Origin of the sequence: Capnocytophaga stomatis (assembly GCF_002302635.1) — a bacterium.
GTDB lineage: Bacteria > Bacteroidota > Bacteroidia > Flavobacteriales > Flavobacteriaceae > Capnocytophaga > Capnocytophaga stomatis.
This window is the reverse complement of sequence record NZ_CP022387.1, coordinates 59,551-74,339: the sequence shown is the minus strand read 5'-3', so window position 1 is coordinate 74,339 and position 14,789 is coordinate 59,551. Positions and strand designations below refer to the sequence as shown.

13 protein-coding genes are annotated in these 14,789 nt (G+C 34.6%); 4 read left to right on the top strand and 9 right to left on the bottom strand.

Annotation, left to right across the window (positions count from 1 at the left end; all coding sequences use genetic code 11):
- Positions 1–16: 16 nt before the first annotated feature.
- On the bottom strand, positions 17–1,153 hold the full coding sequence (gene bshA / locus CGC58_RS00330) for an N-acetyl-alpha-D-glucosaminyl L-malate synthase BshA (protein ID WP_095894594.1): 1,137 nt from the start codon (positions 1,151–1,153) through the stop codon (positions 17–19).
- A 281-nt stretch (positions 1,154–1,434) separates the two neighbouring features.
- On the opposite strand from bshA, the gene rlmD reads away from it, so the two are divergent.
- Positions 1,435–2,844 carry a 23S rRNA (uracil(1939)-C(5))-methyltransferase RlmD gene (rlmD, locus tag CGC58_RS00325; protein WP_095894593.1) on the top strand — a complete coding sequence of 470 codons (1,410 nt, stop codon included), beginning with the start codon at positions 1,435–1,437 and terminating at the stop codon, positions 2,842–2,844.
- A gap of 368 nt (positions 2,845–3,212) precedes the next feature.
- Here the strand turns inward: rlmD and CGC58_RS00320 are convergent, their stop codons facing one another.
- From CGC58_RS00320 to CGC58_RS00300, 5 genes are read right to left on the bottom strand one after another with little or no spacing between them, the layout of a single operon-like run.
- Positions 3,213–4,859 carry an OstA-like protein gene (locus tag CGC58_RS00320; protein WP_095894592.1) on the bottom strand — a complete coding sequence of 549 codons (1,647 nt, stop codon included), beginning with the start codon at positions 4,857–4,859 and terminating at the stop codon, positions 3,213–3,215.
- A 59-nt stretch (positions 4,860–4,918) separates the two neighbouring features.
- The gene (locus CGC58_RS00315; RefSeq protein WP_095894591.1) at positions 4,919–5,530 is read right to left on the bottom strand and encodes a DUF5683 domain-containing protein; all 612 of its coding nucleotides are present in this window, start codon (positions 5,528–5,530) and stop codon (positions 4,919–4,921) included.
- Positions 5,523–6,464: a ParB/RepB/Spo0J family partition protein gene (locus CGC58_RS00310; RefSeq protein WP_095894590.1), complete on the bottom strand. Its 942-nt coding sequence runs from the start codon at positions 6,462–6,464 to the stop codon at positions 5,523–5,525. Before CGC58_RS00310 ends, CGC58_RS00315 begins: the two co-directional genes overlap by 8 nt.
- A gap of 9 nt (positions 6,465–6,473) precedes the next feature.
- Positions 6,474–7,241, bottom strand: a complete 768-nt coding sequence (locus tag CGC58_RS00305; protein WP_095894589.1) for a ParA family protein — start codon at positions 7,239–7,241, stop codon at positions 6,474–6,476.
- A 56-nt stretch (positions 7,242–7,297) separates the two neighbouring features.
- Complete coding sequence (locus CGC58_RS00300) at positions 7,298–7,615, bottom strand: YbaB/EbfC family nucleoid-associated protein (protein WP_095894588.1); 318 nt, start codon at positions 7,613–7,615, stop codon at positions 7,298–7,300.
- 250 nt (positions 7,616–7,865) lie between these two features.
- Here CGC58_RS00300 and murB point away from each other — a divergent pair, with 250 nt between their 5' ends.
- Positions 7,866–8,885, top strand: a complete 1,020-nt coding sequence (gene murB, locus CGC58_RS00295; RefSeq protein ID WP_095894587.1) for a UDP-N-acetylmuramate dehydrogenase — start codon at positions 7,866–7,868, stop codon at positions 8,883–8,885.
- 4 nt (positions 8,886–8,889) lie between these two features.
- Here the strand turns inward: murB and CGC58_RS00290 are convergent, their stop codons facing one another.
- The 3 genes from CGC58_RS00290 to CGC58_RS00280 all read right to left on the bottom strand — a co-directional run bounded on the left by CGC58_RS00290 (position 8,890) and on the right by CGC58_RS00280 (position 11,468).
- Positions 8,890–9,339 carry an NTF2 fold immunity protein gene (locus CGC58_RS00290; RefSeq protein ID WP_095894586.1) on the bottom strand — a complete coding sequence of 150 codons (450 nt, stop codon included), beginning with the start codon at positions 9,337–9,339 and terminating at the stop codon, positions 8,890–8,892.
- Between the two features lie 47 nt (positions 9,340–9,386).
- Positions 9,387–10,040, bottom strand: coding sequence for a hypothetical protein (locus CGC58_RS00285; protein WP_095894585.1), 654 nt, complete (start codon positions 10,038–10,040; stop codon positions 9,387–9,389).
- A gap of 66 nt (positions 10,041–10,106) precedes the next feature.
- Entirely contained in the window at positions 10,107–11,468 is a 1,362-nt protein-coding gene (locus CGC58_RS00280; RefSeq protein WP_095894584.1) for an MFS transporter, read from the bottom strand.
- A 160-nt stretch (positions 11,469–11,628) separates the two neighbouring features.
- On the opposite strand from CGC58_RS00280, the gene CGC58_RS00275 reads away from it, so the two are divergent.
- Positions 11,629–13,032: an aromatic amino acid ammonia-lyase gene (locus CGC58_RS00275; RefSeq protein WP_095894583.1), complete on the top strand. Its 1,404-nt coding sequence runs from the start codon at positions 11,629–11,631 to the stop codon at positions 13,030–13,032.
- A 41-nt stretch (positions 13,033–13,073) separates the two neighbouring features.
- Entirely contained in the window at positions 13,074–14,756 is a 1,683-nt protein-coding gene (locus CGC58_RS00270; RefSeq protein ID WP_095894582.1) for a L,D-transpeptidase family protein, read from the top strand.
- Positions 14,757–14,789: the final 33 nt, after the last annotated feature.

Here is a 14,789-nt window from a genome sequence, read left to right as displayed (position 1 = left end):
GTTAGAATGGTTAAATTTACTTCTTATTTAATGTATTTTTTACAGTTTTCTCATAAAGTTCTTCATACATCGGAATGATTTTGCGTTCGTCAAATCTTTTAGCAGAAATTTTTGCTTGTCTTTTGAACTGAGCCAAACGATTTTCATCTTCTAAAATGTAAATGGCATTTTTACTCATATCTTTAATATCACCAACGGGACTTAAAAATCCTGAAAAACCATTTTCGTTTACTTCGTGCAAACCTCCTGCATTCGAGGAAATTACAGGTACACCCGACGCCATAGCCTCCAAAGCTGAAAGACCAAAACTTTCTGATTCTGAAGGTAATATAAATAAATCGGAAGCACACAGCAATCTATCTACATCTAACGTGTTTCCTAAAAAGAGCACTTTATTTTTGATGCCTAATTGTTTGCATTTATTCTCGGCAAATTCTCTTTCAGGACCGTCTCCAGCCAATATTAACTTGGAAGGAATTTTTTGCTGCACTTGGTGAAAAACGTCAATCACATCAGGGATTCGCTTTACTTTGCGGAAATTACTAATGTGCGTAATGATTCGTTCGTTTTTTTGTGCCATTATCGAACGTTTGCACGGAGCTGTGTGTGTATCTTTCTCAATATCAATAAAGTTTGGAATTACAAAAATTTCTTTTTCAATATCGAATAATCGCAATGTATCTTGTTTTAAACTCTCTGATACAGAGGTAACTACATCCGATTCGTTGATACTAAATGTCACGGCTTGTTTGTAATTCGGGTGATTTCCCACTAAGGTAATATCTGTTCCGTGTAAGGTTGTAATCATCGGAATTTCAATCCCTTCCTTTTTCAGCATTTGCTTTGCCATATAACCTGCATAGGCGTGCGGAATGGCATAATGTACGTGTAAAACATCTATTTGATAGGCTTTTATCACAGAAACCATTTTGCTGGAAAGCGCCAATTCGTACGGCTGATAATGAAATAACGGATACTCCTCAACGTGTACCTCGTGAAAGTGAATATTCATCTCCAGATAATCCAAACGTACTGGGTAACTGTATGTTATAAAATGTACTTGATGTCCTTTCCGAGCTAAAGCCAATCCTAATTCGGTTGCCACTACCCCACTTCCGCCAAAGGTAGGATAACAAACAATTGCTATATTCATTTAAAATTAATTTTGTTGGTTTGTCACCATATTGAATTGGTAAAAATATAAAAAAATTGAATAATCAACCGAAAAAAATGAAAAAGTTGCTCTTTTAAAAGGGATTTTAAAAATTCAGAATAATTAAATTATTGTAAACCAGCGTGAATGATGTTTGTTACATTTTGCATTTGAAAAATCTCTTAATTCTGTGTTTCGCCTTATAAAATATAGGTCGCAGTTAATCTGTGGATTGGCATATTTTGTTCTTTATCAATAAAGAATTATCTTTGCCCGCAATTATGGGAAGAAAAAATAAAAATTTAATTTTTGAAAATATAGAAGTCATCGATGCCGGTGCGAAAGGCAAAAGTGTAGCCAAAGCTCCTGACGGAAGAGTCATTTTCCTTACGGATGCCGTGCCGGGTGATGTAGTAGATGTACAAACTACTAAAAAAAGAACCGCTTATTACGAAGGATTTGTAAAGAAAATCCATAAGAAGTCCGATAAGCGTGCCGTGCCCGTTTGCGAACACTTCGGGTATTGTGGCGGATGTAAGTGGCAGAATATGAGCTACGAACATCAACTTTTTTACAAACAGCAAGAAGTTGAAAACAATCTCAAACGTTTAGGAAAAATAGAACTTCCTGAAATACAGTCCATTTTAGGCTCGGAAAAAATCTATTTTTATCGCAATAAAATGGAATTTTCTTTTTCCGATACGCGTTGGCTTACGCCCGAAGAAATAAAAGATTCGGAGAATATTGACAATCGTAACGGGTTGGGTTTTCACATTTCGGGGGCTTGGGATAAAATTCTTGACGTTAAGAAATGCCATTTGCAAGCCGACCCGTCCAACGCCATACGTTTGGCTGTAAAGCAGTTCGCACTGGAACACGAAATGCCTTTCTACAGCCCTCGTAATCAGTCGGGTTTGTTGCGTTCGATGATGATACGAACTGCTTCCACCGGTGAGCTTATGGTGGTCATTCAATTCTTTTCGGAAAACAAAACCAAACGCGGACTGCTACTCGACTTCCTGTCGGAAAAATTCCCGCAAATTACATCGCTTCAATATATTATCAACGGAAAAGCAAACGATTCGATATACGACCAAGAAATTATTTGCTACAAAGGACGCGATTACATCTTTGAAGAAATGGAAGGTTTACGGTTCAAAATTAACGCCAAGTCCTTCTATCAAACCAATTCCGAACAGGCTTACGAACTTTACAAAGTAACACGAGATTTTGCCGGACTAACCGGAAACGAGCTGGTGTACGACCTTTATACCGGAACGGGTACTATCGCTCAATTCGTGGCGAAGAAAGCCAAGAAAGTAGTTGGCGTAGAGGCAGTTCCGGAAGCTATTGAAGACGCCAAAGCCAACGCTCAAAACAATAACATTACTAACGTTGATTTTTTTGTGGGTGATATGAAAAACGTTTTCAATGAGGCGTTTATTGCCGAAAACGGAACTCCTGACCTGATTATCACCGACCCGCCTCGCGACGGAATGCACAAGGACGTGGTACAGCAAATCCTCAACATCGCACCGCCAAAAGTGGTGTATGTGAGTTGCAATTCTGCTACGCAGGCACGCGATTTGGCGCTGATGGACGCAATGTACAAAGTCACCAAAGTGCAGCCCGTAGATATGTTTCCGCAGACGCATCACGTGGAAAATGTCGTGCTATTAGAGAAAAGATAATCTGCTATAGGTCAAGAAAAATAGAAATATACATACGAAAAAGGAAAAGCCTCCGTTAAAGTTTACAAATTTTAACGGAGGCTTTTTTATGTCAATACGTGAGATTAAAAATTTCCTGACGTACGTTTGAAAATTTCTTGACGTCAGGAAATTTTTTTCTTGCCGTCAAGAAATTTATTTTCTGACGTACGTTTTTTTGCTTACTGACGGGAAGAAATAAAAAATGATAATTTTCTCAGTTTGGTTCTTTACGGAAAAGTAAAAACACTTTGACGGTAAAGTATTTTAACTTTGGCGTCAAAGTGTTTTCAGTTTACAGGCAAACTTTTTTCAGTTTGCCGTATGTCTTTTTATGATTGCCAGCCGAACTATTTTTGAGTTTCAGCAGATTCCTTTTCGTCCTGCTCGGCGTTTAGTTTGGCTTCCTCTAAATCAACTTCTTCCGGTTCTTTAGGTCCTTGTATTTTAACAGGCTGAGATTTCTTTTCTTCCTCGCTAAAAATTTCTTCTTTGCTGGCAATTCGTTCATCGCCCCGCCATATAAATTCCCGAAACTTTCGATCATTTTTGTGAAGTTTGTCCTCCGGATATAAATCGCCTACGGGTTGCGTGATAAAAACAACTTGCTGAACTTGTTGCTGCTCATCCAAATGCAATTTAATGTGGCTACAAGTAAGTTTGTTGATGCCTATCATTTCTTTTTTATCGTTGTAAACGTAATAGATAGACTCTGTATTTTGGAGAAAATCAATTTGCTTGAGTTGATTTTTCTTGAACTTGCCATACAAAACCTTTCCTTTTACTTGATTGTATCCATCGCTTAGCGTATCTTTTTCAACCACTAACGCATTGTTGAAAACTTTAAGCGAATCCAGCTGTTCTGTTTTTGTGTTGGCTATCAGGTGGATACTGTCTCCCGTCATCTGGCTTTCCCCTGTCCAAACCACAGGTTTCCCGATAAGTTGCGTAAGCCCGCTAAGTTCATCAGAATGAATGGAATCACATTTTGCCTGCATATCCGACTTAAAAATACGTGCGTCAGGGAATACGCGAATCGTTCTATTCTTTTCTTTCCCCGTAACCAGTATTTTCTTTCCGTGCATATACATTGAATCTTTTTCAATTAGTGAGATAATTACCGGCTTTTTGGTGATAAACATCGAATCTTTAGCTTTGTGAATCTCGCCGTAATGCCCTTTGACTGTGGTATTGTTGATGGTGTCAATCACAACAATATTATTTGTTCCGGAAGCAAAATTTTTCTTTTTGTCAAAATACAGACTATCTCCTTTTAAGGTTTTTAAATCATAATCGATAGTTGCGTTTTTCATAAAGTAACCTTCTTCTTTTCGTGTATCGTAAAAACCTCGTTCACAGTAAACTTTATAATCCTGCCCGGTAATGGTTGTAGCTCCGTAGAAATAAGCATTTCCCGTAGGATGATAATAATCCAACACTTGTGAATCTACTGTAAAATCTTTATTGACAATCTTTACGGAATTGGTAAATTGATTTTTCTTTTTGGTAATGAAGTACTTTCCTGTTTGGCTTGTCAATTCATTTTCCACGTCGGTGATTTTTCCGAAATTGTTATAGTAAGCCTCTTGCGTATTTCTATCCAGAAAAAGTTCTTCTGTTTCAAGAGTCATTGTTTCGTTTTTCAGAACTACATTTTCCTTAGCCACAGCCGTTTTCAGATTACCATTATAAGAGATGTATTGGCTATTCATTTGCAATGTATCTCCTTGTTGCACAAGTACATCCCCGTGAGCAATTACAACATTTTTTTCTTCATAAAGCACAGCCAAATTACACCAAACATCCAATCCTTGATGCCTAAATTGAACTTTATTTCCGTCCGATTTGAAGATGGTAGCCCCGGGATATTTTGCATTGTCAATAGTGAATTCACCTCCATAAACGATTTCAATACGTTTAATCTTTGGTTCTTTGTTTTGAGCCAGAGAAATGAAAGAAATTGTAAAAAAGCTGATAATAAGTAAAATATATTTCATTTGGACAGGGATTTAATACAATACATTTAAAGTTGATTACATCTTTGAGGAAGAAAGTATTAAAAACGATATTGCATTGTTATTCCAAACATAGGCTTTGCATTTACCTCATTTGATTGAAAAAAAGGCTCAACAGAAAGACGCTCATCTACATTGAATTGCTTTAAGTGTGCATCTACATTGGCTTCGATGATGTTAAGTGCGTACAAACCTGCTGTAATTAGCAAGGAAAGTTCCTGATTTCTTCTGTAAAATTGTTGTGCTCTACGCAAGCCGTCGGTGCTTAAACGCGGCTGACCATCGCTCCTATTTCCGTAAAATTCATCATCGGTATGCCCTGCCATTCGCCTTTTATACGCTGTTTGGTATCGGTTGAATTCCTTTGTATTTCGGATATAAAAGTAAACTCCCGTTCCGATAGCTCCATAAACGAGAGGAACTTTCCAATAACTTTTGTTATAAATTTGCCCCAAACCAGGGAGAACAGCAGAGTAAAACGCTGCCTTTGCAGGAGAAAGAGGGTCTGTATTCCAAGTGGGTTGTTGTGCTATTTGATATTCATTTTTTACAGCTTTCGCTTGTAATGTATCTTGTACACCAACTCCTTGCTGTGCATACGATACATACAAGCTAAGCCACATTATAAATATGAAAACAATTGATTTAGACATTTTTATTCAACAGACTTTGAATACGTTTAAAATCTTCTTCCGAAGAAAAGGGGATTGTTAATGTCCCTTTACCGTTTTTAGCAACTTTTACAGAAACTTTCGTACCGAAAAAGTGACTGAAATTGTCCAAATTTTCCTGAATGTACGAAGGAATCCCTGCTTTTAAGTTCTGATTTTTAGAAGTGTCACCTTCTGATATCTCGTTTTCAGTAGTTTCTAAATCAGGGTTTTGGATTCTTCGGACTAAATCTTCCGTTTCACGAACAGACAAATTTTGAGAAACAATTTGTTGGTAGATATCTACCTGTTGCTCAGGATTTTCGATGGTGATAATGGCACGTCCGTGTCCCATAGAAATAAATCCGTCACGAATTCCTGTTTGAATTACAGGAGCTAACTTTAAAAGCCTCAAATAGTTAGTGATTGTAGAACGTTTCTTACCAACACGTTTACTCATTTGGTCTTGAGTGAGGTTAATCTCCTCAATTAAGCGTTGGTAAGACAAAGCTATTTCAATTGGGTCTAAATCTTGGCGTTGGATATTTTCAACCAAAGCCATTGTAAGGGATTCGTTATCATCAGCAATACGAACGTAAGCGGGAATAGTTTTCAATCCTGCCAACTTCGAAGCTCTGAAACGACGCTCACCGGAAACCAATTGGAACTTATTAAATCCAATTTTCCGAACGGTAATAGGTTGAATAACACCTAATTCTTCAATAGAGGAAGCCAATCCTTTAAGTTCTTCTTCATTAAAAGAAGTACGAGGTTGAAAAGGATTTACTTCTATAAAATCAAGCTCTAGTTCAATGATGTTGCCTACTACTTTTTCGGCGTCTTTGTCCTTTACCGAATTAATATCATTGTCCGGATTATTTCCGAATATAACCGAAACACCTCTTCCTAAGGCTTGTTTTTTGAATGCTTTAGCCATTTATGTGATTTAAACTTTATTTTTGTCAATAATTTCCTGTGCCAAATTAATATGATTTGTGGCTCCTTTGCTGGTTGCATCATAATTGATGATTGTTTCACCAAAGCTCGGAGCTTCACTCAAGCGAACATTTCGTTGGATAATAGTTTTGAAAACCATATCACTGAAATGCTTCTGAACTTCCTCAACTACCTGATTTGAAAGACGTAAACGAGCATCATACATCGTTAAAAGAAGTCCTTCGATATCCAAATTCGGATTAAATACTTTTTGAACTTGTTTGATAGTGTTCAGAAGCTTTCCAAGCCCTTCCAAAGCAAAATATTCGCATTGAATAGGAATAATAACAGAGTTTGCAGCCGTCAAGGCATTCAATGTAATTAAACCCAAGGAAGGAGCACAATCAATCAAGATAAAATCATATTGGTCTTTGATGGGCTCTAACGCTTTTTTGAGCATAAATTCGCGTTGTTCTTTATCAACTAACTCAATTTCAATAGCTACCAAGTCAATATGTGCTGCAATCAAATCCAAGTTTGGTGATTCCGTATGGATAATCATATCCTTTGCCTCCACAGTGTGTTCCAAAAGCTCGTAAGTTCCGTGCTCAATCGAATCGATGTCGATACCCAATCCTGAAGTGGCATTTGCTTGAGGATCAGCATCAATAAGCAACACTTTCTTCTCAAGTACACCTAAAGAAGCCGCCAGATTTACTGAAGTTGTGGTTTTTCCCACGCCTCCTTTTTGATTTGCAACAGCAATTATTTTGCCCATAATCTTAAATTTTAATTATCTTGAAAGTAATGTTTTATATGAAAGTTGAAGTTCCTTTATGAAAAAAGCCCCGGTATGTTAGGCATTCCTTGTTTAGCAACGGCAGCCAACTCATTTTCATTGATTTGTGTGGTTTTTTCAATTGCTTTATTTAATGTAAGAACCAAATAATCTTCTAATTCTTCCTTATCAGAAAGCAAATTCTCACTAATTTCAATTGATTTTATTTCCCGATTGGCTGTAACAGTAACTTTAATTTCGCCATTTGGTGAAACTTCATCTATCAAAACGTGATTTAAACGCTGTTTTGTTTCTTCAATTTTTTGCTGGGTTTCTTTTAATTTACCCATCATTCCCATAAGGTCTCCAAACATATTTTATTGTGATTTTTTCTTGTGGACAAAAGTAGTAATTTTTTTTGAAGTAACAAGTTTGAGAAATATCCGTATGCGAAATCAGTTGACATTTTTTCTTAAAGTGTACAGATTCTTAACATTTTAAATTTTTCTTTTTCAGAACACAGAAAAGTTATTTCAAATACAGATTAAAAAATGAAAAATATGCGTGAAATTTTTAGTCGTTTTGTATATTTGCAAAAAAGAAATCACAATCAAAAATACAATTATGTCAAAAAGAATACTTTCAGAGAAGAAAATATCTTTAAAACCTTTCAACACCTTTAATATAGGTGTTCAATCAAGCGAATTTGTTAAAATTCAAACTGAAAAAGAGCTAATTGAAGCGTTAAAACAGTTTTCAAATCCGTTTGTCTTGGGAGGTGGAAGTAATATGCTTTTGACTAAAAATGTTGAAAATCCTGTTTTTTACATACAATTGAAGGGAATTTCTGTAGAAAAAGAAACCGATGATTTTGTTTGGATTAAAGCTCAGGCTGGTGAAAATTGGCACGAATTTGTATTACACACACTAAATCAAGACTTTGGGGGACTTGAGAATCTGTCGCTTATACCAGGGAATGTTGGAACTACTCCGGTGCAAAACATTGGAGCTTACGGTGTTGAAATTAAGGATGTTATGGAAAGTTGTGAGGCAATCCATATAAAAACTCAAGAAAAGAGAATTTTCACTAATGCCGATTGTAAGTTTTCGTATCGTGAGTCTGTCTTTAAAAATGAAGAAAAAGGAAATTATATAATCACATCTGTAACATTCAAGCTAACAAAAAGAAATCATTTTTTAAATATAAAATATGGTGACATTCAAAAAGTTATGACTGAAAAAGGGATTGCAAATCCAACCCCGAAAGACGTTTCCCAAGCTGTAATTTTTATCAGACAAAGCAAACTTCCCGACCCTAAGCAAATAGGAAACAGTGGAAGTTTTTTCAAAAATCCGATAATAGAAAAAACTAAGTTTGAAGCTTTACAAAAACAATTTCCTCAAATGCCTTTCTATTCTGTTGATGATAATCATACGAAAGTTCCAGCTGGTTGGCTTATAGATACTTGCGGACTAAAAGGTTACCGAAAAGGTGACGCAGGTGTGCACGAAAAACAAGCTCTCGTTTTGGTGAATTATGGCAATGCCACCGGATTGGAAATCCTTCAAGTAGCTCATTTTGTGAAAAATACGGTAAAAGAAAAATTTGATATAGATTTGGAATTTGAAGTAAATATATTTTAAGATTTTAAAATAATTGCCGTGATTTTTTCCATTTATCGTAATACATAAACGCCATCTGGTCTATTTTCCACTCTCCTTTTTCTAAAATTAAAGTATAAGTCTTTTTGTTATTGTCATCATCTAAGACATCAATTTCATATTTCTTATCATTAATTTTTCGTTCGCATATGATGGTTTGGTTGTATTCGGGTGGAATTTGGTAAGTCAGTGTTATGCGTCTATCTTGTTTTAAAGATAAAGCCTTTTTTGATAAATATTTATCTTGAATATCAATTATATCGGACAGTCTTTTTGCTCTACTATTATTATTACTATCTTCCGTCAATTTCTCTTTCAATCGCGATAACCCTTCCTCACTTCTGTCGCTTAAGAAACTTTGAAGATTAGCTCCCCAAAATTCCTCGAAATTTCTCATTTCATTAATAAATGCTTGTAAAACTTGCTTTGCTTCCATATGTGTAACTACTTATTAATGAATAATATAAAAACTTAATTTTTTTCTTATTCCTGATTTTGAACTTCTTTGATGATAACAAACTGAGCTTTTGAGCCTGTTGCCAAATTCCATTGATTTTGAGCGATAACTTTCCCGCTGTCGTCCAAAACTCTGAAATCTGCCGTGTTAGGTCCTGATTCTCCTTGGTTTAAAGCCAAAAATTCTATTTTGTTAAAACCGGGCTTTAAATTGATTTGAAAACCAGCATATTCACCCAATAGCAAAATATCGTGGATTTCTACTTTGTCATTAACCAAAATGCTAACTCGGTCACCATCAATGGCTTGAAAATCTCTGCAATAAACGTTTACGAATCCTCCGTTGCTTACAAAATCTCCAAAAAATTGATTTCCTTTCGGAGCATCATATTCCTCTCTTTTATAATCATTTAGGTAATTGGGCTTGAAATCAACTTTTCTTCGGATTAAATCACTTTTTTTTGTGAAATTAATTTCTTTCTCCGGCTTTTTTAGCAGAGAACCTGATTCATCTTTTTTTGTAGATAAAGGCAAGGAAAACAAATTGTTAGAAGAATTCAGCTCGGGAGCATTTTCAAGCGGAACTACAACGGGAACTTCCTTTTTTGAAGTTTCAAAAGTTTGTGCTTTAACAAAAGTGACAACAAATCCAAACAAACAAACAAAAATTCTCTTTTTCATAATAATTCAAATTAGAAATCATCAAAAAATGAATCTGATTTTCAAATTTTGATTAAATTTCACAAATTAATCGGAATTAGATTGAAGTTTTTCTAACTTCATTTTTCTTCTTTCCATCTTCAAAACTTTCAATAACAAAAATACGCCGAAACCAAAAAATAGTACCAAAAAAACTACTGAGTTTCGCATATTATTGGTAAATTGGTCAATGGCACCATATATTCCCATACCAATAACAATGCCAATTTTTTCAGCCACGTCAAAAAAACTAAAAAAAGATGTTGTATCTTTTGTTTCAGGTAAATAATTTGAATAAGTAGAGCGAGAAAGTGTCTGAATTCCACCCATTACCATTCCCACAAGCATTGCCGTGGCATAAAAATGTATTGGAAGATAAATAAAATAAGCCACCAAACAAATGATAATCCAAATACAATTTAAGGCAATCAGTACAGGGATTTGACCTATTTTTTTGACCGCTATAACCGTTAATTTGGCTCCGAAAATCGCTACAATTTGAATGATTAAAATACTGATTATGAGTCCTAAAGTACGTTCTTCGGCTCCTTTCCATTTAATTTCTTGTTCACCAAAATAAGTCGCAACTAACATAATGGTTTGCACTCCCATACTATATACAAAAAATGCAAACAGAAACATTTTCAATCGGTTAGATTCTTTTAATTTTCTCCAAACGCCTCGTAATTCTTTATATCCGTTAAAAATGATATCTTTATTTATTTTTCCTCTTCCCTTTTCAAAATCAGGTAAATACCTAAAAGAATACTGGCTGAATGCAATCCACCAAATTCCTACTGTTACAAACGAAATTTTCATTGCTGTAAGTGTAGCTTGGGTTTCATCTCCTCCAATGCCAAAAAAAGCCGGATACATCACCATTGCCAAATTAAAAATCAGTAATGTAGTACATCCTAAATACCCCATAATGAATCCTTTAGCACTCACTTCATCATATTGTTCCGGCAAGGCAATATCAGGCAAATAGGAATTATAAAAAACAATGCTTCCCCAAAAGCCCACAACTCCCAAAAAATAGCACGTAAGTCCAAAATATATGCTTTCCAGAGAAAACCAGTACAAACCAATACAAGAAATTGCTCCCAAATAACAAAAAAACTTCATAAAAGTTTTCTTATTTCCCAGATAATCAGCTATTCCGCTTAAAATAGGAGAAACCAAAACTACTACCAAAAAAGCCAACGAGGTAACAAATGTAATGACCGCCGTGTTTTTAAAATCAATTCCAAATAATTGAATATGAGTTATATCAGCAATTTTAAATAATAATCCGTAAAAAATGGGGAATACCGCAGAAACGATGGTTAAACTATATACAGAATTAGCCCAATCGTATAATATCCAAGCCTTTAAAAGTTTTTTATGCCCGCGTGGAAATTGATTTGCCATAAGCAATTTTTTAGTTAGTAAAATTATCAAGGAGGCAAATTTACACTTTTTTAAGATTTTTTCTTTATAATATAAGAAAAATTATCGCCTACTTGATGAGTAATTTTTCGTATATTCAAAAAAATCATATATTTGTCCACCTAAAAGGAATGAATAAAGTATGATTCACTATATATCCAATGATGTGTTGATTTTGGAACACATTGAGTCTCTGCTAATCAATGATACCAGACTGAAGTTATCAGAAGAAGCAATAATTAATGTGCAAAAATGTAATGCTTTTCTGAATGAAGAAGTTTTAAGCAAATCTCAAAAAAAAGATATTAATAATCAGTATTTTATACTTAAATCGTATGCCAGCGGAGTTGGAGAAGCCGTTCCTGATGAAGTGGTAAAATTAATGTTGTTTCTAAAAATTCAGTCTCTGTGTTACGGATTTAGTGGCGTTCGTTTGGAAATTGTGGAGCGTTTGCTTGATTTTTTTAATAACAACATACTGCCTGTGGTGTATTCTAAAAACAATCCTGATGACCGTATTGCTCTGGCTCACTTGTCGTTACCTTTAATAGGAGAAGGAGAAGTACGAATTAAAGGAAAGGTTTTTTCTGCCTGTGAACTGGAATCTAAATTTGGATGGAAACCCATAGAATTGAGAGATAAAGAAGCAGAAGCTCTGTTGGGAGGCACACAACTTACAACTGCTTTCGGGGCTTGTAATTTGATTAAATCATTGAAATTGTGCAGAATATCTGATTTTATTTCATCTATTTCGGTACAAGTTTTTGGTGTAAATAGCTTATTTTTTTCAGAACAAGTACAAATTGTACGTCCGCATAAGGGACAAATTCAAACAGCCGATTCCATTCGTAAATTTATGGATTACAATAAATTAGAGTTGAATAAAGCTGTTGCTGCTTCCGCTCCTGAGGCTTTTTGTGCCATTCCACAAGTACACGGAGCAGTGAAAGATACAATTGCATATGTGAGAAAAATTATCAAAACGGAAATCAATTCAACAACTGATAATCTTTTGGTTTTCCCAGAAAAGAAACAAATTATTTTGGGAGGGAATTCGCATACTTTACCGTTGTCACTTGGTTTGGATTTTCTTTCAATTGCATTGACGAGCTTGGGGAATATCTCTGAAAGAAGAATTTTTTACTTAATTTCTACTTTAAGTACCGAAAACAATGATGAAAATTCCTCAATATTTTTAAATTTTCCTGTTCTTCAGCGTATAACTGAAGGAATTTTAGCAGAAAATAAGCGATTATCAGTTCCTGTAAGTGTAGAAAGTCCTATTTTCACCGAAAAAATGACAAATATTAAAGGAATGGGAGGAAGTTCGGCCGTAAAATGTTATGAAGTTATTAGAAATATAGAACAAATTCTGGCTATTGAACTACTGATAGTAACTTTGATTATATTCAATAAAAAAATTCATTACAATTCTGAAATCATAAAAACATATATCGAATATTTAGATTTTGATACAAACAAACAAGATTTAAAGAAATATATTGAAAAAACACTATTATTTTTTAAAGAAAACGAAATTATTTAAGTAAACTAAATTGCATATTTATATTATTAACTTTCAATAAAATGAAAAAACATTTTCTTATCTTTTTAGGAATATTTATAGTTTTACAAAGTTGTGGAAATCAGCAAACACCAAAAGAACTTGTTGAAGAAATCAAACAGCGGGAAACTTATGAAAATTCTAAAACAATTTCTTTATCTGATACTACGCAAAAGTCTTTTAATCAGATATTTATAAAGGATAGTGTACTTCGAAAATCTGTGATTTCCGACACCAAAAATTTCTATAAACAAAACGGATTTCAAACGCGTTGGCTTTACGAAAATAAGCCCGGAAAACTTTTTTATGAGTATATGAAAATCTTGGAAAATTCCGAAAATTACGGATTAAATCCTGAAACGTATAATCATAAGCTTTTGTTACAATCCGTTGATAGTCTTTACGCTTCCTCTCCTACTCTTTCAGAAATTGAAAAGTTGGATAAGGAAATTACTTCCTCTTTCTTACTATTAACCAGCCATTTAGGACGTGGAAGAATCACGAAATTAGCTCACGGAAAGCACGTGTGGAGACGCTCAAAAAAGAACAGAGATGATTTGGAAATTTTGCTGAAAGTAAAAGATAATGAAAAATTATCGGAAATTGTTGAGGCTCTTCATCCTCAACATTCTCTCTACAAGCGAATGAGTGAGAAATATAAAGCATTGAAAAACACAGAAGAAGATTCAATAACAGAAGTTGTAATCCTCAAACCGAAAGAGTTTTCCATAGGCTACAAACACAAATCGGTAGAGAATTTGCGACATAATTTGGCACAAAAGGGCTATGAGGCAATTCCCGAAAGTTCAGTAGATAAGGTAGATAGCACATTGCTAAGAGCATTGATGAAATTTCAGGAAGACAAAGGTATAAAACCTGATGGAATTCCCGGAAAATCAACGCTTTACTATTTGAATATGACCATTTCACAGAAACGAGATTTGCTTGAACTTAATATGGAGCGTATTCGATTGTTAAACAATGATTTAGGAGATAATTACATTGTAGTAAACATTCCTGAATTTAAAATGTTCATATACCATAAAGATTCTATGATTCATCAAATGAATGTGATTGTAGGGAAAGAATATACAGCTACACCTGTGTTTGTGGATACGCTAAAATATGTTGAATTCCGTCCTACTTGGACTGTTCCTCAAAGTATTATAAAAAATGAGATGATTCCGCAAATAGTATCACAGTCCGACCCTGAAAAGTATCAAAAACGAGGATATACACTTTATGAAAATGGAAAAAAAGTAGATCCAAAAACTATTAATTGGGAAAGTCCTGATATTAACAAACGAAAATTCAGATTTGTAGAAGCTCCTTCTGCCCGAAATTCTTTAGGTCTGGTGAAGTTTATTTTAACAAATGATATGAGCATTTACCTTCACGACACACCTTCTCCTAAATTATTTGCCAGAGAAAATCGAGCTTTAAGTCACGGATGCATACGTGTGGAAGAGCCAGCAGAATTGGCATATCTTCTTCTGAAAAATCAAGATGATTGGACAAGAGAAAAAGTAGTAGAAGCTATGAATTCAGGAAGAAATCAAAGACGTATTGCACTGAATACTAAGTTCTTGGTAAATATGCTTTATATCACGGCTTGGGTAGATGAAAAAGGAGAGTTGATAATCAAAAACGATATATACGGATTTGACCAAGAGCAACTTAAGGAGTTAAGAAAATTTCAAAACTAAAAAAATAGGATAGCAAAAAACGCTATCCTATTT